The organism is Fulvitalea axinellae, from assembly GCF_036492835.1.
Taxonomy (GTDB): Bacteria; Bacteroidota; Bacteroidia; order Cytophagales; family Cyclobacteriaceae; genus Fulvitalea; species Fulvitalea axinellae.
In genome coordinates this window covers 1,736,846-1,757,268 of the sequence record NZ_AP025314.1, presented here as the reverse complement: position 1 = coordinate 1,757,268, position 20,423 = coordinate 1,736,846, and the positions used below count along the sequence as shown (strand labels likewise).

The 20,423-nt window shown below is 46.3% G+C and carries 15 protein-coding genes; 9 read left to right on the top strand and 6 right to left on the bottom strand.

Annotated elements, in window-relative coordinates:
* Positions 1-1,170 carry a MalY/PatB family protein gene (locus AABK39_RS07085; protein WP_338394222.1) on the bottom strand — a complete coding sequence of 390 codons (1,170 nt, stop codon included), beginning with the start codon at positions 1,168-1,170 and terminating at the stop codon, positions 1-3.
* A 221-nt stretch (positions 1,171-1,391) separates the two neighbouring features.
* Here AABK39_RS07085 and AABK39_RS07080 point away from each other — a divergent pair, with 221 nt between their 5' ends.
* From AABK39_RS07080 to topA, 3 genes are all read left to right on the top strand, one after another.
* Positions 1,392-3,392, top strand: coding sequence for a BamA/TamA family outer membrane protein (locus AABK39_RS07080; protein ID WP_338394221.1), 2,001 nt, complete (start codon positions 1,392-1,394; stop codon positions 3,390-3,392).
* Between the two features lie 523 nt (positions 3,393-3,915).
* Complete coding sequence (gene pckA / locus AABK39_RS07075) at positions 3,916-5,505, top strand: phosphoenolpyruvate carboxykinase (ATP) (RefSeq protein WP_338394220.1); 1,590 nt, start codon at positions 3,916-3,918, stop codon at positions 5,503-5,505.
* A 224-nt stretch (positions 5,506-5,729) separates the two neighbouring features.
* On the top strand, positions 5,730-8,075 hold the full coding sequence (gene topA, locus AABK39_RS07070; RefSeq protein WP_338394219.1) for a type I DNA topoisomerase: 2,346 nt from the start codon (positions 5,730-5,732) through the stop codon (positions 8,073-8,075).
* Between the two features lie 106 nt (positions 8,076-8,181).
* On the opposite strand, the gene rseP is transcribed toward topA, so the two are convergent.
* The 4 genes from rseP to AABK39_RS07050 form a co-directional block, all read right to left on the bottom strand.
* Positions 8,182-9,507, bottom strand: a complete 1,326-nt coding sequence (gene rseP / locus AABK39_RS07065; protein WP_338394218.1) for an RIP metalloprotease RseP — start codon at positions 9,505-9,507, stop codon at positions 8,182-8,184.
* Positions 9,508-9,617: 110 nt separating this feature from the next.
* Positions 9,618-10,790, bottom strand: coding sequence for a 1-deoxy-D-xylulose-5-phosphate reductoisomerase (locus tag AABK39_RS07060; RefSeq protein ID WP_338394217.1), 1,173 nt, complete (start codon positions 10,788-10,790; stop codon positions 9,618-9,620).
* Between the two features lie 5 nt (positions 10,791-10,795).
* Positions 10,796-12,310, bottom strand: coding sequence for a GH3 auxin-responsive promoter family protein (locus tag AABK39_RS07055; RefSeq protein ID WP_338394216.1), 1,515 nt, complete (start codon positions 12,308-12,310; stop codon positions 10,796-10,798).
* A 294-nt stretch (positions 12,311-12,604) separates the two neighbouring features.
* The gene (locus AABK39_RS07050; protein ID WP_338394215.1) at positions 12,605-13,159 is read right to left on the bottom strand and encodes a hypothetical protein; all 555 of its coding nucleotides are present in this window, start codon (positions 13,157-13,159) and stop codon (positions 12,605-12,607) included.
* 92 nt (positions 13,160-13,251) lie between these two features.
* Here AABK39_RS07050 and AABK39_RS07045 point away from each other — a divergent pair, with 92 nt between their 5' ends.
* Both AABK39_RS07045 and AABK39_RS07040 read left to right on the top strand, forming a co-directional pair.
* Positions 13,252-14,493: a nucleoside recognition domain-containing protein gene (locus AABK39_RS07045; protein ID WP_338394214.1), complete on the top strand. Its 1,242-nt coding sequence runs from the start codon at positions 13,252-13,254 to the stop codon at positions 14,491-14,493.
* Positions 14,494-14,650: 157 nt separating this feature from the next.
* Positions 14,651-15,121 (top strand): DUF7832 domain-containing protein, encoded by a 471-nt coding sequence (locus AABK39_RS07040; protein WP_338394213.1) that lies wholly within the window; start codon positions 14,651-14,653, stop codon positions 15,119-15,121.
* Positions 15,122-15,213: 92 nt separating this feature from the next.
* On the opposite strand, the gene AABK39_RS07035 is transcribed toward AABK39_RS07040, so the two are convergent.
* On the bottom strand, positions 15,214-15,840 hold the full coding sequence (locus AABK39_RS07035) for a sterol desaturase family protein (RefSeq protein WP_338394212.1): 627 nt from the start codon (positions 15,838-15,840) through the stop codon (positions 15,214-15,216).
* 327 nt (positions 15,841-16,167) lie between these two features.
* Here AABK39_RS07035 and bioB point away from each other — a divergent pair, with 327 nt between their 5' ends.
* The 4 genes from bioB to AABK39_RS07015 all read left to right on the top strand — a co-directional run bounded on the left by bioB (position 16,168) and on the right by AABK39_RS07015 (position 20,308).
* Positions 16,168-17,163, top strand: coding sequence for a biotin synthase BioB (gene bioB, locus AABK39_RS07030; RefSeq protein WP_338394211.1), 996 nt, complete (start codon positions 16,168-16,170; stop codon positions 17,161-17,163).
* A 160-nt stretch (positions 17,164-17,323) separates the two neighbouring features.
* A complete protein-coding gene (locus AABK39_RS07025; protein WP_338394210.1) occupies positions 17,324-18,388 on the top strand; it encodes an HlyD family secretion protein in 1,065 nt (354 codons plus the stop codon).
* Complete coding sequence (locus AABK39_RS07020; RefSeq protein ID WP_338394209.1) at positions 18,378-19,904, top strand: DHA2 family efflux MFS transporter permease subunit; 1,527 nt, start codon at positions 18,378-18,380, stop codon at positions 19,902-19,904. Before AABK39_RS07025 ends, AABK39_RS07020 begins: the two co-directional genes overlap by 11 nt.
* Positions 19,905-19,933: 29 nt before the next feature.
* Positions 19,934-20,308: a DUF423 domain-containing protein gene (locus AABK39_RS07015; protein ID WP_338394208.1), complete on the top strand. Its 375-nt coding sequence runs from the start codon at positions 19,934-19,936 to the stop codon at positions 20,306-20,308.
* The last annotated feature ends 115 nt before the right edge of the window (positions 20,309-20,423 follow it).

Below are 20,423 nucleotides of genomic sequence, written 5' to 3'. Positions count from 1 at the left end.
TCAAGACAATAGGCCTTTAGCCTCCAGAGCCTTGTACAACCTATCCATAGCCTGAACCACAACCGCCCGAGGACAGGCGACATTGACTCTTTGATAACCTTTTCCGCCCGCACCAAACATTCTCCCGTCGTTAAGTCCCAAACGGGCATCTTTTACGATCAGGTCATTCAATGCGACGGCGTCAAGCCCTAGCCCCGTACAATCCAACCAAACAAGATAAGAGGCCTCTGGCTCCATCATCTTTATAGCCGGCATATATTCGGAAATATATTCCGCCATGAATTCGACATTCCCTTCTATATATTCCAACACCTGGGCCAACCAAGACTCGCCGTGTTTATAAGCGGCGTCCATTGCCTCAAAGCCGAAAAGATTACCTGAAATATGGAACTTTCGCAATTCTTTCTCAAAAAGTAATTTCTGTTGCGCATCCGGAATAACCAACACAGAAGAAGACAAGCCAGCCAAGTTAAAAGTCTTACTCGGAGCCATACACACAATTCCCTCGTCAGCCACAGACAAATAAGGAATATGCTTCCTGCCTTTCAACGCCAAATCTGAGTGGATTTCGTCAGAAACCACGATCACTCCATACTTTTTCGCCAAATCAGCGACTTTTGCCAGTTCAGCCGCTTCCCACATCCTTCCTGACGGATTATGGGGATTACAGAGAAACATCATCCGGACGCCGTCGGCAAATTCAGACTCAAGCCCGTCGAAATCCATATAATAACGCCCATCCCTCAAAACGAGAGGGTTGTTCACCAAAGCCCGGCCATTGGTGCCCACAACCTCTTTAAAAGGATGGTAAACCGGAGGTTGGATCAGCACCTTGTCTCCTTCTTCAGTCAAAGCGGACATGAGAAACGATAGCGCCGGGACAACGCCAGGACTAAACGACAAATGGTTTTCGCTCACAGCCCAGCCATGACGTTTCCCTACCCAATCCACAAAGGCTTTTTTCCCTTCCGAACCCCAGAAAGTGTAACCATAAACCGGATCGGCGGCCCTATCCGCAATTGCCAACCTAATTTCTTCGGCCACTCTGAAATCCATATCCGCCACCCACAAGGGCAGCACTTCCGAATCGCCAAAAAACTTGGATCTCAAATCATATTTTACGGAATTAGTCCTATCCCGCCGATATATTTTATCAAAACAATATTTCATGATTACTTTTTATATACATTACACTATATGTAATCTTCAGACGCTTTCTTCGTTAAAGATATCAGGATCCTCCCATTATGAAAGAGTTACTCTTCCCGACATTTTGTAAAAATATAAATTCAGACAAAGAAACCCGGAACACCAACTGAAAAAACTTGAGAGTCACTTTTAGCCAATTTATCAGCGACTCAACACATTCTATATAAACAAAAAAAGGCCCTTTGCAGAAAAGATCCAGCACACCGATAAAACAAGCGTTACCAATCGCCTTGACATGGCTCTTGGTTATAGCCTTGGAGTGCCAAGCCTTTCCTCAAGCGATCATCAGAAAACCGGCCAAGACCGATACCGTAAAAATTGCGGCAAACTCCCTTTTAATACTTGGCGACTCCACCATTCAAATCACCAAAGACACAACCTTACTTATAAGAGAAAATACCCGGTATTACGTCTCCACCAATTACGACAGCAAAGCCCGCGGATTTTTCTCCAAGCTCGACGAAGCCTGCAAAAAAAGTTTCGTAACCCGACAGCTCTATGACTGGCTGGTCTCACACCCCAAGCTCTCGGACACGAGTATTCCTCCACTAGAAAATGATCTGGAATTCAGGGAACACGAAGGCAAGGGAATTCGCTCCATCACCATCAAACGAATGCCCGTATTCGGAGCGAACGTAGATGACACTACCAAGGTTAGTGAGGGAAAATGGCTGAAGCTAGTCAATGGCCTCCATATGAACACCGTCAATAAGGCAATCAGAAAAAACCTTCTTTTCACCGAAGGGGACAGCGTAAGCGCCCTTCAACTTGCGGAAACGGAAAGGATCATAAGGAACCGGAGATTTATAAATGACACAAAAATATACACCCACACTTCCGATTCCTCTGATTCTGTGGATTTGGTTGTCGTCACACAAGACAACTTCCCTTATACTGGTCGTGTGAGGTTTTATAGCCTAAACAGACTCCGGACTGGCATAACGAACAAAAATATCTTCGGGCTTGGCCATTCCCTTAGCGCCGACCTGCTTTTCCGATTTTCCGAGGACAACAGTACAGGTGTCGAGGCTTCGTATTTTATCCCGAACATCTTCGCCAGCTTTATTGATACCGAACTTATCTATCAGGACACGTACCGAGGCCAGAACAAGAGCATTCGCCTAACCAAAGACTTCATGACGGACGAGACCCGGTTTGCTGGCGCAATTCAGGTGGGGCTCCATACGGCAAGGGCGCAAGATATCAGCAGGGCCTACGCATTGGAACAAACCGATGACAAAACGATTTTCTTTTCTTATACAGATCAAGATTATTGGATCAGTCATCAGATGCCTCTGCCCGGAAAAAATCTTGGCCACAAACGCATCTCGCTTTCCGCACGCCTTTATCAAACCAAATTTACGGACAAACCGGAGGAGTCCCCTATTCCGGAAAGCACTCACACACCGTTCCAGGATAGAACCCTTGTATTGGGAGGAATCGGATTATCTTCCCGAACATTCGTAAACGACCGGTTTATTTATGGCTTTGGCCGAAACGAAGACATTCCTTTAGGACATAAAATCCATCTTATAGTAGGCCACGAATTCGCAGATAATTACTCACGGGATTATATCGGACTTAATTTACTGCACAGCGGGTACTCCTCCAGATTCGGCTACATCCAGTCACGATTCAATACTGGTGGATTTTTAAATAAAAGTGACATTGAGGACGCTGTTGTTAATGTGGGTTTCTCTTATATGAGCAACCTGTTTCGTCGTGAGAGGCTACGCATACGCCAATTCGTGAACTTGGACTACACTCTTGGAATTAACCGCAAAAGCGAGGACTTCCTTAGCCTGGAAGAGAATCACGGATTTCCCGGCGACAATAACCGAGAGCTAATCGGAGACCAGCGCCTCACGCTAAGTATGGAAACGGCAAAAGTGACGGACTTCGCTCCCTTCGGTTTCAGGATAGCCTACTTTACCTTCGCAGACGCAGGTTGGATTGCGCCTAACACCAAAAGCGTATTCAAAGGTGACCCTTACTTTGGCTTCGGTCTAGGAATCCGCGCCAGAAATGATCATTTGGTGTTCAAAACCCTTCAGTTCCGCATAGGCTACTACCCGCTTCTACCTAAAAACGGAGCAGCTTTCGACACTCCTTCTGCCCAAAGAAGGATATATGAGGCTGCAGATCACAACATTAGGCAACCGGAAATTATCCCATACAGATAAGCGTTTATCTTTTTCGGTATTTTTTCAGCAAAACTCACCCCCAATTTCATTCTTCACTAACATTCCCAAACGCAAGCTGTTAGGAGTCTAACAGTGTCTGAAAATGCAAAATGACCAATTTTAAAAAATTAAAATAATTCAAAAACAATCAAATGAGATTTCGAATCGAAACAGCATTAAAGAGTTCTATCGACCAAATTATCAATGATAGAGTCACTTTATTGAAAAGCTCACACATCAAATGATTTTCACAAATAAAGCCTCAATAAACTATTCGATATTATGAGTTTTATAAAATTAATATTTATTACATACCTTTATGACAAATATCATGTTTTCAAATAAGGTGCTCCAAATCACATTTATTTGTACCTCATTCATGATACGTGTCATAAATAATTCCTCCGCGCTCGATTAGATTTGCATAAGCAACGAGGGGGAATTCAGGAATAATTAAATTATTCACTGACTCCAAAACTCACTGAAATACATTAAGATACCCAAAATCTTTAAACCTATAGATATGCAAGAGTTCGGCATCAAATCTAGCAATGGTTTTGACGCTTTAGGCATCAAACCAGCTTCTGTAAAGTGGAACTTGGGCCCTGCGGCCTGCACTGAGGAAGTCCTCAAAAATGGCGAAGGTGTCCTGACTGACAGAGGTTCGGTTATGGTTGACACAGGAAAATTCACTGGCCGCGCACCTAAGGACAAATTCGTAGTTGAGGATGACAAAACTCGCGACACTGTTTGGTGGGGTAACATCAACCAGCCAATCGCTCCTGAGAAATTCGACATCCTGTTCGACAGAATGGTGAACTACCTCGAAGGAAAAGACATCTACGTTCGCGACTGCTTCGCTGGCGCTGACCCTAACTACAGATTGAACGTTCGTATCTTCAACACCATCGCTTGGCAGCACATGTTTACTTACAACATGTTCATCAACCCAAGCAAAGAGGAGTTGGAGACTTTCGAGTCGAACTTCACTATCATCTGTATCCCTGAGTTCGAAGCTGAAGATTACGCTGAACTCGGCCTCAGACAAAAGAACTTCGCCCTCTTGAACATGTCTAAGCGCATGCTCATCATCGGCGGAACAGCTTACGCTGGTGAGATGAAGAAAGGTATCTTCTCGGTACTTAACTACATCCTCCCACAAGAGCGTGACGTATTGTCAATGCACTGCTCAGCCAACGAAGGCAAAGACGGTGACGTTGCTATCTTCTTCGGTCTGTCAGGAACTGGTAAAACTACCCTTTCTGCCGATCCTAACCGTAACCTCATCGGTGACGACGAGCACGGCTGGACTGAAAACTCGGTATTCAACTTCGAAGGCGGATGCTACGCCAAGTCGGTTGACCTTACTGAGGAAAAAGAGCCAGAAATCTGGAACGCGATCAAGTTCGGCGCCATCGAGGAGAACACTCGTTTCTTCCCAGGAACCCGCACTATCGATTACGAAAACACTACCGTTACTGAGAACATCCGCGTTTCTTACCCAATCGAGCACATCGAAAACGCTAAAGTTCCTTCAGTAGGTAACCTTCCTAAGAACATCTTCTTCCTTACTTTCGATGCGTCAGGTACTTTGCCTCCGATCTCGAAATTGAGCAAAGGACAAGCTATGTTCCACTTCATCTCTGGTTACACTTCTAAAGTGGCTGGTACTGAAATGGGAATCACTGAGCCTGTACCTACTTTCTCTGCCTGCTTCGGCGCTGCTTTCTTGCCATTGCACCCAACCAAGTACGCTGAGATGCTCGGTAAGAAAATGGAAGAGTCTAACGTTAACGTTTGGATGATCAACACTGGCCTCAACGGTTCAGGTGAGCGTACTAAATTGAAGTACACTCGCGCTATGATCACCGCCGCTCTCGAAGGAAAACTCGACGGTGTTACTTTCGAAGAGCACCCAGAATTCGGCGTAAGCTTCCCAACTGAGTGTCCTGAGGTTCCAGCTGAGTTGCTCAACCCAAGAACTCTGTGGGGCGACGACGCCAAGTACCAGACTGAGGTTAACAAGCTTGCTGACAAGTTCAACGCTAACTTCGCCAAGTACGAGGAATTCGCTAACGAGGAAATCATGAACGGAGCTCCTAAAGCGAAGTAAGAAAGCTTTTCTTAAAAACATATTTAAAGCCATTCCTGACAGGAATGGCTTTTTCGTTATACCCTTACAGGGCTTACAATATAATTATCGCGATGAAACCTTATTTCGGTTAACAATTTGCATTTTAGCTCCAAAAGTGATGATATTTGATTTTCAACTCCCCCAAGGTTGTTAACAAGTAGCGACACAAGGGATTTTTAACATTAGAAAGACCGTTTACCTCAATGCATAAAAATCTGGTAATCGTCGAGTCCCCGGCAAAAGCCAAAACCATAGAAGGTTATCTGGGGAACGATTTCAAGGTAGTCTCTAGTTACGGCCATGTCAGAGACCTTACTAAGGGCAACAAGGCCATCGACATAGATAACGGGTTCAGCCCCACTTACGAAGTCTCCAAAGACAAAAAGCAAGTGATCAGCGAACTCAAGAAACTGGCAAAGTCATCCGAAGTTATCTATCTCGCGTCCGATGACGACCGCGAGGGAGAAGCCATCGCTTGGCACCTCAAAGAATCCCTGAAACTTAAAGACTCGGACACGAAAAGGATCGTGTTTAGGGAAATCACCAAACCGGCTATTCTCAACGCCATCGAACACCCCAGAACCATCGACATTGACTTGGTTAACGCCCAGCAAGCCCGAAGGATCCTGGACCGTATCGTAGGCTTCGAACTCTCGCCGGTTCTTTGGAAAAAAATCAAAGCTGGACTCTCGGCCGGCCGTGTACAGTCCGTAGCCGTAAGGCTAGTAGTTGAGCGCGAAAGGCAGATTGACCACTTCACCCCAGAGACATTCTTCAGGGTAACGGCAATTTTCGATTTGGGCAACAACAAAACGCTCAAAGCCGAACTTCCCGAAAAATTCAAGAGCGAAGAACTCGCCCAACAATTCCTGGAAACTTGCGCAGGCGCCGACTTCAGCATCGCTAAGCTCGACAAAAAGCCAGGAAAAAAATCGCCAGCCCCTCCGTTTACCACTTCCACCTTACAGCAGGAAGCCTCTAGAAAACTTGGCTACTCGGTATCCAGAACAATGAGCTTGGCACAAAAGCTCTACGAAGCGGGTAAGATTACATATATGCGTACCGACTCCGTGACGCTTTCGGAAGAAGCCCTCAAAAAGGCTGAAACCGAAATCACACAAGCATACGGAGCCGACTACCACAAGCAACGGGTTTACAAGAACAAAAACAGTGGCGCACAGGAAGCTCACGAAGCCGTACGCCCCACAAACTTCGCCGTACACTCTTGTGGCAATGACAACGGAGAAAAACGCCTCTACGAACTAATCTGGAAGCGTGCGATCGCCTCGCAAATGAGTGACGCTAAATTGGAACGCACTACAGCGAAAATCGCCATCAGCACTTCCGACAAGCAATTCACGGCAAGCGGTCAAGTCATTACTTTCGAAGGTTTCCTCAAAGTATACATCGAATCGGTTGACGACGATGGCGGAAACGGAAAGGACGAGAACAAGGAAATGCTTCCCCCTCTGGAAATTGGTCAGGACTTGGACTTGAACCACATCAACGCCAGACAAGGATTCTCTCGCCCACCAGCCCGCTATACGGAAGCCAGCCTAGTAAAAACGCTTGAGGAACTCGGCATCGGACGCCCGTCCACCTATGCGCCGACTATCTCGACCATCCAGAAAAGAGACTATGTAGTGAAGGAAGCCCGCGACGGCAAAGAACGCCCTTACCGCGAGCTAACACTCACCACAGAGCGTAAATTACTTGCCGTTGACAAAACGGAGATTACGGGAGCAGAGAAAAACAAACTTTTCCCTACGAACACCGCTATGGTGGTCAACGATTTCTTGCTGGAGCACTTCCCTAACACTTTCGAATATTCGTTCACCGCAAAAGTGGAGAAAGAATTTGACGAAATCGCCCACGGCAAAGTCAAGTGGAACGACATGTTACAGTCTTTCTACTCATCATTCCACCCTAAAGTGGAAAAGACTGAAGGCCTTGAACGTACGGAAGTGAATTCTTCAAGAGAACTCGGCACCGACCCGAAAACCGGCAAACCGGTAATCGCCAGACTCGGCCGTTTCGGCCCGCTGGTTCAGCTTGGGGAAAGCAGTGAGGAAGAAGGCGCCGAAAAGCCACAATACGCCAGCCTGAGAAAAGGGCAGTTCATTGAAAGCATCACGCTTGAAGACGCTCTTGAGCTCTTCAAACTTCCGCGCCAAATCGGCCAGTACGAAGACAAAGTGATGACCGCCGCCATCGGAAGGTTCGGGCCTTATATTCGCCACGACAGCAAATTCTACTCGCTCGGCAAAGAATATGATCCTTTGACCGTAACTGCGGAAGAATCAATTGCCATTATCGAAGCTAAACGCAAAGCGGACAGGGAGAAATTCATCAAAGGATTCGACGAAAACCCTGACGTGCAAGTACTGAACGGACGCTGGGGACCTTACATAAAGTTCGAGAAGAAGAACGTAAAAATCCCGAAAGACACCGATCCGAAATCACTCACTTACGAACAGTGCGTGGAATTGGCCGAGAAAACTCCGGAAAAGAAAACCAGAGCAAGAAAGACTAAGGCTAAGAAAGCATAAACCAAAAAGGGCTTCTCGATTTCGGGAAGCCCTTTTGATATACAAAAGAAAACCCTTCCGCTACTACACGGAAGGGGTTTCTTTTTTCTTAGGAAATAAAATCCGTTTACTTAAACAGGTTGATTATATCGTTAGAGAAAACGAAAACCATCAAACCTAACAAGATGATCATACCCGCTTTCTGAGCGTACTCCATAAACTTGTCGCTCGGCGCTCTGCCTGTCACCATCTCGAAAACAAGGAACATCACGTGTCCGCCATCCAGCGCAGGAATCGGCAATAGGTTCATAAAAGCCAGAACCATCGAAAGCAGACCTGTAAGAGTCCAGAAACGCAACCAGTTCCATGTCCCTCCGAATTGTTGCGCAATCCCAATAGGGCCAGAAAGTGACTTTGTAGCGTCAATCTTACCGGTAATCATCTTATAGAAAGCCTTAGCGTTCACTATCACTACGGCGAACGCCTCTTTCGATCCTGCCGAAACGGCCTGAGGGAACGTGTAATCTTTGTACGAGTACTTCAGCAGGCTCCCCACCTGGAACCCGATCTTACCTTCTTCGCTCACATCGACTTTAAACGGCTTCAAGGCTCCGTCGCGCCTCACTTCCAAATCGACCGTCTTCCCCGCATATTCCGACAACAAAGCCGAAAGTTGCTGGAAATACTCGATTGGATGACCGTTGATCGATACGATTTCGTCTCCTGACTCCAAGCCTGCCTTCGAAGCCCCGGTTCCGGACATAACGCGTTCAACTTTAAACGGCTCTAGTGGAAGAATAAACTGAAGGCGTTTTTCAGCCGCGTTTTTGCCTGAAAAATCATTCAGAATATCAGCTGGAATATTAATCTTAATCGTATCGCCACCTCTAAGCACCGTGTAATACCCGTGACTAGCGATCAAAGTTTCAGGGCTAGTAAGATCCCTAAAAGCCTCGTAAGGTTTTCCGTTAATATCCAGAATTTTATCGCCAGTTTTCAAGCCGATTTGCTCCGCATACTTACCGGCCCAGATTCCGTGCTTGTTTAACTCGGCTCTGGAAATGTATTGTTCGCCTTGCGTATAAGTCAGGGTGATAAAAACGATCAACCCGGTAATCACATTGAATATAATACCGCCAAGCATTACGATTAGCCTTTGCCAAGCCGGCTTTGCGCGGAACTCATACTCTTTGGGTTCCTCCTGAAGAGAGTCCGTATCCAACGACTCGTCCACCATACCGGTAATCTTCACAAAACCGCCTAAAGGGACCGCCCCGATGGAATATTCTGTTTCGCCCCACTTTATACTGAATATTTTTGGTGGAAAACCGATCGAAAACTGTTCCACGCGCATGCCAAAAAGTTTGGCGGCAAGCATATGGCCCAGCTCGTGTAATCCAACCAAAATCGAGAGCGCAAGAATCATCTGCGCGGCCATGGTCAATCCTTCCATATTGTCTTTCTCAGGGTTTATATAAAGCCCATCCACTATCGGTCCGGGCTTTGAGTCTCAAAAACATCGACGCCGAATCGGCAAGTCGATTTTTATAATAAAATATAGCCTTAGCTAAAAACTTTCACTTTCTCAAACGCCTTGATTCTTGTCTCAGCATCGGTATTCACATAATCTTCAAGAGTCGGATACTCAATCAGAGGCATCTCGTCCATACACATTTCGATCAAATCGGACATTTCTAGAAACCCGATTTTATCTTCCAAGAACAGCTGTACCGCAACTTCGTTAGCAGCGTTAAGCACGCAAGGCTTGTTACCCCCTTTATAAAGAGCGTCGTAAGCCAATTCCAAATTACGGAAAGTCTCTTTGTCGGGTTGCTCGAAAGTCAGGTTTGGATAATCTAAAAAGCTGAATCTGGGAAATCTGGCGGGAAGGCGCTTCGGGTATCCGAGCGCAAACTGAATGGGAACCCGCATATCGGGCAAGCCCAATTGCGCTTTGATCGAAGAATCCTCAAACTGCACCAACGAGTGGATAATGGACTGTGGGTGAACCACAACGTCAATCTGGTCCATTGTCAGATTGAACAGCCACTTCGCCTCAATCACTTCCAGCCCTTTGTTCATCAACGAAGCCGAATCGATCGTAATCTTGGCGCCCATATCCCAGTTCGGGTGCTTCAAAGCCATCTCTTTGGTTGCTTTCGCCAAGAAAGCTCTGTCTTTTCCACGGAAAGGACCACCGGAAGCCGTAAGAATGATTTTCTCAATCGGATTATGGAACTCGCCAACCAAGCATTGGAAAATCGCGGAATGCTCCGAATCAACAGGATAGATATTAACCCCGTACTCCTGGGCCAATTTCGTAATCAGCTCGCCGGCCACCACCAAGGTTTCCTTATTCGCCAAAGCGATGTTCTTACCAGCCTTAATTGCGCTGATAGTGGGCTGAAGCCCAGCATAACCAACCATGGCGGTCAGCACCGTATTGATACTGTCCATCTGCACGACAGACAATATCGCCTCATTTCCCGAATAAACTTTAACCCCATGCGGATCCAAAGCGTCGAAAACCTTCTCATAAAGATCATCTCCACCGATCACCACACAATTCGGCTTAAATTCAATCGCCTGCTTTATCAGTAAATCCGCGTTTCTGCCGGCCGTCAAAACCTCAACTTCAAATGTGTCGGGATTTTCTCTTACTACTTGAAGAGCTTGGGTACCGATGGATCCAGTGGATCCAAGAATCGCTATTCTGTTTTTATCGTTGGTATACAAACCGATTAATTTTTCTCAAGTACAACACTTTCGGCCAGAGCGTCCGCGATTTTCCTGTCGTTCGACAAGCGCGGCACCTTATTCTGCCCACCCAATTTCCCGATGGACTTCATATAAGACCTGAAAGCGTCTTTTTTCAATGACATGACCTTGAGCGGACGTAAAATCTTCCCTCCTACAAGGTCTTCGTAATACGGATTCAATTGCCTCAACTTGTCGTCGATCAGCTTTTCGAACCTTTTTATATCATTTGGCTCCGTCTCAAACTCGAAATACCACTCATGCAAAGGCAAACCCTCCTTAGGAGTAACGTTCGGAGCCACTGTAAATTCTGTTATTTCAACTTCGGAACAAATTTCACACGCATGCCGGACGGCTTTCTCAACTTCCTCGCCAATCACGTGTTCGCCGAAAGCCGAAATAAAATGCTTGATTCTTCCGGAAACCACCACACGGTACGGAGACTTGGAAACAAACTTGACGGTATCGCCAATCGAATATCCCCAAAGCCCGGCATTGGAACTCAAAACCAGCGCGTAATTTTTCCCAAGCTCAACTTGCCCAATGCTTAAGCGTGTAGGGTTTTCATCGAAAAACTCTTCCGCCGGGATAAATTCGTAGAAGATTCCCTCATTAAGCAATAGCAACAAGCCCTCTTCCGACCTAGTGTCTTGATAAGCCAAAAAGCCTTCGGAAGCCGGATACAACTCGATGGAATCGATATTCTTTCCGATGGATTCGAAGAGTTTCGCTTTGTAAGGCTCGAAATTCACCCCGCCCCAAACGAACACGGAAAGGTTCGGGAAAATATCCTTGATTTTCGCGTCATTGCCTTTCGCTTTCGAAAGACGATCAAAATACATCTGCACCCACGGCGGAATCCCGGAAACCAGCCTCATATCGGCGTCTTTCGTTTCCTCCACGATGGCGTCAACCTTTTGTTCCCAATCCTCGATACAATTCGTCTCGTAGCTTGGCAACTGGCTTCTTTTCAAATAATCCGGAACGTGATGATTCGAAATACCGGACAAACGCCCCGTGAATATCCCTTTACTTTTGGACATCACCGGACTTCCCGAAAGAAAAATCAGTTTCCCTTTGAGAAATTCCGCATTGCCAGTTTCGGCGATATAACTCAAAAGAGCGTTACGGGCGCTGTTGATATGATTGTGGATCGAATCCTTTGTGATTGGGATATACTTTACGCCCGAAGTCGTTCCGGAAGTTTTAGCGAAATACTTCGGTTTCCCTTTCCACAAAACGTCTTCTTTCCCTTCACGGATTTTCTCCACATAAGACCTCAGCCCTTCGTAATCCTTTACGGGAACACGTTTTTTAAAATCCTCATACGTACGGATAGAGTCGAAATCATGATCCTTCCCGAATTCGGTATTTCTACCTACATTTATCAAATGCCTGAGAGTCGCATCTTGCGTCTCCACAGGGTTGTTTTCCCATTTTTTTCTGCACTTGACCGTCCATTTGGCGACAAGTTTCGCTACCGCTGACAATAGGCTCATAGTGCGCAAAACTACGAATTTTTAAGGGACAAAAAAGTAAAACGGAAAGGCTTTTGACTTATGCGGAATCCTTAGGCTACGTAATGGAGCTGAGGAATTCCTGGAGAAAGAAAAAGGAGGAATTGCCGTGTACTTAGGGGCATCTCACGCGCCAAGATGCTCGTTCCCTAAAATTGTTTGGGGGCAACCCTCCATTGTCGTTTTCGTTTGCGGAAATCGACTACTACGCCAACACCCGCATGTACCTTTTCTTACGTTTTACGAAAAGAATTGTTTGCGCTATCGCATCAAAAATCACAGGCAAAAAGTCTCATCAGCCTCATATATCAATTCCAACGGCTGGTTTCCGCGCGAGCCTTTTCGGCTTAGTCGCAACTCGCAAGGTCTTATATTATCGATTTTGAAATCGACAGAATCTGTCGGGGTGAATTTCAAGCGCAGGTTGTAACCCGTAATCACATCGTCAAAACCGGTCACTGTCACCAGTTTCCAGCTGGCAATTCCCGAAGACTCTCCACAGCCATCTCCAGCAACAGGTCTCCAAATCGGATAATAGAGCTTTCCCTCCTCGTCCAGTTGCAACATTACCTCTACCGTCTCCTTTTTTTCGCAGTCGTTCAGCGCAACTTCTTTACCTCCCTCAGATTTATAAATCAGCTTCCACTTTTTATGCGTCCGGGTGACTTTACCGGCCTTATCTTTCTCTTCGTTATGACGAAACAACATATGCTCGATATGCTTCGCGCTATGCGGAAGATTTACGGACACGTCTTCGGTAGAGCACGCAAACAAGCCAACCACCGCATAAAACACGACGGACAAAGCGACACGCATTTTTTTCTTTGTCATATTTATTTTCTTTATTCAGTTCCAAAAATAAGGAATAGGCCCGAAAAATTGACGATTCTGGGCATTGCCTTTCGCATTTAAAGTGACAGTGTATGGTGTTGAATTATATATGGGTTGGATTTTTTCTTATCGCTTTCGTCGTAGCCTTGGTCAAATTGGTGTTTCTGGGCGATTACGAGGTTTTCCCCGCTATGATGAAATCCACCTTCGACATGTCGAAAACGGCTTTCGAACTTTCGATCGGATTGACAGGGGCCATGGCCCTTTGGCTGGGAATTATGCGAATCGGCGAAAAAGCGGGCATTATACGGGTTGTCTACAAGCTGGTAGGCCCGTTCTTCAAACGGCTTTTCCCCGGAATTCCCGAGAACCATCCGGTCATGACTCCCATGCTGATGAATTTTTCGGCAAATATGATGGGACTTGACAACGCCGCCACTCCGCTCGGACTAAAGGCGATGGAAGGCCTACAGGAACTGAATCCGAAAAAAGACAGCGCTTCCAACGAACAGATCATGTTCTTGGTCCTCAACACCAGCGGACTAACGCTTTTGCCGATCAGCATTATGGTATACCGCCAACAAGCCGGGGCGACAGATCCTTCCGACGTGTTCTTGCCTATTCTTTTGGCCACCTTTTTCTCCACTTTCGTAGGCTTGGTAATCACCGCAATTTATCAACGGATAAAGCTTTACGACCCTGTGATTCTCGCTTACCTCTTAGGAATGCTGTTGCTGGTCGGCGGAATTATATACACTTTTTTAGGAATGGAGCCTGAAGCAGTCGGAAAAGCTTCTTCAACTTTGGCCAACGTTATCCTGTTTTCCGTTATCGCCGGAATAATTTCACTGGGTGCAATCCGAAAAGTAAACGTTTACGACAGCTTTATAGAAGGCGCAAAAGAAGCCTTTTCTATAGCGATAAAAATTATACCTTACCTAGTTGCGATGTTGGTGGCCATTGGAGTTTTCCGTTCGTCTGGCACGTTGGATTGGATCACTTCTGGCATAAAATCAGGTGTATTGGCTATGGGCTGGAACGCCGATTTTGTAGACGCCCTGCCCACCGCCCTTATGAAACCGCTAAGTGGCAGCGGCGCGCGCGGCATGATGGTCGAAACAATGAACACCCACGGAGCGGACTCTCTGCCCGGCTACTTGGCCAGCATAATGCAAGGCTCCACCGAAACTACTTTGTTCGTCTTGGCACTATACTTCGGAGCCGTAGGAGTCCGCAAAACTCGCTACGCCATCGTGTGCGGCCTGCTCGCCGATTTGGCCGGGATTATCGCCGCGATTGTTCTCTCTTATTTGTTTTTTGTACCTAAGGGCTGAAAAAATTATCATTCGTTTAATGATGCGGGAAATTTTGTTAATTTTATAGGATCGACTCCCTTTGGAGTGAATTATGCAGCAGGAACTCTGCGACGTAAGGAAACCGATTGGTTTCTACCTCCGTCCGCAGAAGGGATACACCTTTAAACGTCTACTTATGGGAGAAAAGACTACGGTTCAAGTGAAAAAGGCAGGCCTTAACAAGACTATCTACGATAACGCCAAAAACCATTTTTTAGGCAATTTTCCGTCATCTTTGCCGATTGAGCAAGCTTATGTTCACATCGGAATGTACTTGGGGTGGATCATCGAACAAGAGTTGTATTCCGAGTATTTCGAGGAAGAAGCCGAAACGGAAATTTACCGTTTTAGGCGCAAAGAGTTTCCATGCACAATCCTCAGCGAAATCTGGGATGGGTATTTGGGTTTTGAACTATTCAATGAAGAAGGCAATATGTTCACCTATTATTACTATGCCGGAGGTTTGTTCAAAAAGGATTACCAAGACGTATTGGCAGGAAACTTACCATCCATTTACCATGTAAAAGATACTTGGGAAAACTTCGAGGCCATGAGCGGAAGAATTACCCAAAGATACGTAGAATGGAGAGAGTTGATCGGAAAATAAATAGCCGATCCAGAAAAGAAAAGAAGGCTATTCCTTTAGTGGAATAGCCTTCTTTTTTTGTCGCTTGTCTCGTCCTGAAAAAACGATACACATTATTTATACACGGTCCCAAAAACAAAATCCCAAAGCGGAGACGAAACCCCGTAGTAAACAGTCTCATCTTTGTAATGGTGGATACTGTGATAAACCCACAGTTTTTTCATGAAATTTTTTGGTGGCGGATAAGCGTGCATGATGTAATGCATAAACAAGTACAACGAATATCCCGTCACAAAACCTGATAAAAAACCGAACGTATAGTCGCCAATCACCAGACGAAGCAAAAAAAGCAGAGCCGTCGCTATACTCAAGCTTATAACAGGAGGCAAAGCCAACCTGTCCTTGTCCTTCGGAAACTCATGGTGCACGCCGTGCATAGTATACTGGATCTTGCGTTGACGCTCAGTAGTAGCCCGCATATGATACACAAACCTATGCAAAGCGTACTCGACAAACGTAAAAGAGAACAATCCCAAAAAGTACAACGCAACGCTGTTTGATACTGGCACATTCGTACGGTAAATCGCCCAAATCAGCATTCCCGCCGCATAGGCCAAGAGCAACGATATTGGTACGGAAATATGCGTTCTGGTCATCTTTTCCAACATCGGATTCTTGAAAAGACGCTTGGTTCCCTTGTTGTTAGGCTTCCTCCTTTGGTTAATATTATTATTCTCCATAATCTGTCCGGTTGTGTTCTGGACACGGTCGTCCACTTATGGTAGTCTCTGCATTTTGAGTGCCAAAACCACTTTTCAGAGCATTAAAAAAGAGAAGTCCCATCAGCTTGGAATAAGATTTTATACATTAAGATTGGCATTTACGAAGGACTCGTAGGATTTGGCTATCACCCGATACAAAAAGCCAATCAGTTGATAGGCTTTTTCGAGCCTTGTTAGTAGATTGGTCCTCTATATGACGCTATGGGCGCCGGTACGGAGCAGGCCCGGAAACTGATTAGTGATGCCGGAGCCTCCCGGGTTTTTTATTTTATAAAAGAGATTATCATGTCACAAGCGGAAATCAGAAACGATTGGACAAAGACAGAAATATCTGAAATCTTTCATTCACCCATAATGGAATTGGCTTTTAGAGCCGCTTCGGTTCACCGAAAATTCCATAACCCAAACGAGGTGCAGGTGTGCACGCTGTTGTCCGTTAAGACTGGCGGATGCTCGGAAGATTGCAAATACTGCTCGCAATCAGTCAGATACGACACCGGACTTAAGGTGGAGCGTCTTTTGGAGCACGAACAGGTGATGGAAAAAGCCAACATGGCAAAAGAAAACGGAAGTACCCGTTTTTGCATGGGATCGGCTTGGAGAAACATTCGCGACAACCGCGACTTCGACAGGGTGCTCGAAATGGTGAAGGGCGTTAACGCCATGGGTATGGAAGTTTGCTGTACGCTCGGTATGCTTACCGAAGAGCAAGCGCAGAAACTCCGCGACGCCGGACTTTTCGCATACAACCACAACTTGGACACCAGCCGGGAGTATTACGAGGAAGTAATCACGACCCGTTCTTACGACGACCGCCTCGAAACCATCGACAATGTCCGCAAAGCCGGAATCGCTGTTTGTAGTGGTGGCATCATCGGATTGGGCGAATCTGAGGATGATCGTATCAGTATGCTCTGGACCCTGTCCAACATGGAAAAACACCCTGAGTCAGTTCCGGTGAACGCACTCGTTCCCGTTGAAGGAACACCGATGGAAGGCAACAAAAGGGTATCTGTTTGGGATATGATCCGTATGATTTCTACGGCCAGAATCATTATGCCACAGTCGAACATCCGCCTGTCAGCCGGACGTAACGAAATGCCGACCAGCGAGCAAGCGCTGTGCTTTATGGCCGGGGCGAACTCGATTTTCGCCGGAGACAAATTATTGACTACACCTAACCCGAACTTTTCAAACGACCAGGAAATGTTCGATCTTCTGGGTCTTGAGCCGAAAGAAGCTTTCAAAGAAGCAAAACATTACGACGTTTCGGTTTCATAATCGAAAAAACGTCATCATAAAAAAGCCCTTGGATTACAGTCCAAGGGCTTTTGTCTTTTAGACAAAAATAAAACCTGTCCCCAAATCCCGATTACACTCTCTTTCCTCATTTTTAGGTACAGATTTTGGCCATACCAACGAGATATTCCAACAGCCAAAAATGGAACAACCCGAAGCGCCTGCCAAAGAGGAAAAAATAAAACCCAAACACTACGGGGTACTTTTTACGATTCTCGGACTTATGTCTGTGGGAATCCTGATTGTGGTGCGCTATTACACGGGCCACGTCATCACTGACGACGCCCAGATCGACGGCTATATCGTACCGGTCTTGAGCCGGCTTTCCACCAAAATAGATCAAGTAAACATTCAGGAAGGCGACGCTGTAACCAAAGGCGACACCCTCGCCGTTCTGGACTCCACAATATGGTATTGGGAACTAAGGGAGGCCACGGCGGCACTGGCCGTCTCCCGCAAAAACGTAGCGTTAGCCCAAGCCGAAACCCGCGCTACGGAAGACGCTTTTAAAGAAGCCGTCAACTCTATGGTAGAAGCCAAAGCCAAACTGGACAAAGCCAGAAAAGACCGCAACCGCTACAGAGCGCTCTATAAAGACGGAGCTGTATCGAAAAGCGAATTGGAAAACTACGAATTAATTTACAGCGAGGCCTTCGCCGGTTATCAGGTTTCCAAAGAAAAAACGGCTTCAGCCGAGATAGAGGTCGAAGCTTCGGCAAAAAGGGAGGAAGTAGCCCGAGCGACGGTGAAAGAGGCTTACGCCAAGCTCCGAGAAGCCAAAGAGACTTTATCATGGTGCATTATAAAAGCTCCGGTTTCCGGCGAAATCCAGAACATGCGGCTCAGGGCGGAAGAAGTCGTTGTCGCCGGACAGAGTTTGTTCGATGTAGTGGATTCAGAAAGTCGTTGGGTAACCGCCAATTTCAAAGAGACACAAGTACGTTTCCTCACACCCGGCACTCCCGTAAGAGTAAAAGTGGACGCTTACCCGCACTTAAAACTAACCGGAACGGTCGAGTCTTTAGGCGGCGCCGTTTCTTCCAAATTCACGCTAATCCCTCCGAGTAACGCAACCGGCAACTTCGTAAAAGTGGTCCAACGCGTACCTGTCCGAATATTTTTCGACAAAGGCATAAATATCCGCCTTTTACGGCAAGGCATGAACGTAACCGTAATCCACAAAAAGAAAGACCGGGATGGCAAGTAAAGTTACCGCCCGGCAAAAGATCATCATCCTGACCGTCGTAGTCTCTTCGGTTATAGAAATCATCGACGCCACCATCGTCAATGTTTCCCTCCCGTATATGATGGGAAACCTGGGCGCTACGCTCAACGAAATCAGTTGGGTGATCGCCTCTTACGCCATCGCCAACTTTATTATGGTGGCTTCGGCTTCTTGGCTCAGCGCCAAACTGGGCAGAAAAAATTACTTTACCATTTCGATCCTGATTTTCACCTGCGCCTCTTTCTTTTGCGGAATCTCCACCAACGTTTGGGAACTTACGTTTTTCAGGTTTTTGCAAGGTACGGGAGGCGGAGCATTGTTGGCCACCGCCCAAGCCATTTTGGTTGAGACATTCCCTAAAGAACAACTGAACAAGGCCAACGCCGTATTTGGCTCAGGCATAATCTGCGGTCCAGCGCTCGGGTTTTTCGTTGGCGGAGCCATAACCGAATATATTTCTTGGCATTGGATATTCTTTATAAATATCCCAATCGGCCTAACCGCCACGGTTATGTCCTACATATTTATACCCGAACCGAAAGAGGTCAGAAAAGCGGGAAAGTTCGATTGGCAAGGCTGGCTTTTTCTCGTTCTTGGCTTCGGCTCACTATTAGTGGTTTTGGAAAATGGCCAAGAAGCCAACTGGTTTTCCTCCACTTATATTTCGGTTTTGGGAGTGATCGCGGTTTTCGGAATCATATTATTCGTCTGGCGGGAACTGACAGCCAAAATGCCGTTAACCTACTTGCGGGTTTTCCGAATCCCGACTTTCGCAATGGGCATGACCGCCAATCTCATCGCCGCGATCGGCTTTTCATGGGCCTTTCTTCTTTTCCCGATTTTTTCCCAACAAGTCGTTGGGTTAAACCCGCTTCAGACGGGAATTCTTATAATGCCCGCTCCCATCGCCGCCCTGACAATGGTTTTCTTTATCGGCAGAATCAAACAGAGTATCAGATCCTTATCCCTAATGCTAAGTTTTGGAGTCATCCTAGTTTTTCTACACGCCATATGGTTCGCCTCTTTCAACCAGAATGTCAGCCAGCTCGAAATCGTTTGGCCATTACTTGTCCGCGGGGCGGGACTTTCCGTTTTATTCGTTCCGATGATCACCATTACGCTTTATGACCTAAAAGGAAAAGAGATCCCGGAAGGAACAGGCCTCTTTAACATGGCCCGAAAACTCGGAAACGCTTTGGGCATAGCCTTAATCACGGTTTTTATCAGCAGAAGGTCAGAATTCCACGAAACACGAATCTCAGAATTCGCCGACGGCACGAACCCTGTTTTCGAGTCGGTTTTCTCTTTGTTCAAAACGACGGCCGAGGTAGACAACCCCGCCAAAGCGGAATCAATAGCGAAATTATATATGGCCGAAAGCATCCAATACCAAGGAGCTTTACTGACATATATGGATACTTTCATAATTATAGGTTTGTTTTTTTTAGCTTGTTTGCCGGTGTTTTTATTATTTCTTTTGAAAAAAACGGATAAATAATCCGTCAAACCCAACAAGCCCCAATTACCATGATGCAAAAATTCACTTTGGCGACAGCCCTCGCCCTTGGCGCCCTTGGTGTAATAATCGGAGCCTTTGGAGCTCATGCCCTGAAACCTCTTCTTGAATCGTCCGGCCGACTCGACACGTTCGAAACTGGTGTAAGGTATCATTTTTACCACGCCCTTTTTATGCTCGCTATCGGGTTGCTGATGTCGCATATCAGGCATCCGCTTCTTAACTATGCGTCTCTTTCAGCGCTGATCGGCGTTATCTTATTCTCAGGATCGATTTATACTCTTTGCCTTAGCGGCATCACAAAGTTCGCAATCGTTACGCCTATCGGGGGATTGTTTCTAATCGGAGCCTGGCTTTTGGCCCTAATCTCCATTATAAAAAGTTAAGAAAGACATTAGTCTCAATCTTCAGGCGGGCAAATAACCCGCCTTTCATTTTTTCTTTTCCCGAAGAATCAATCATCAGTAATATCGGGATTTTCGTTAGCGTCACCGTTAATAA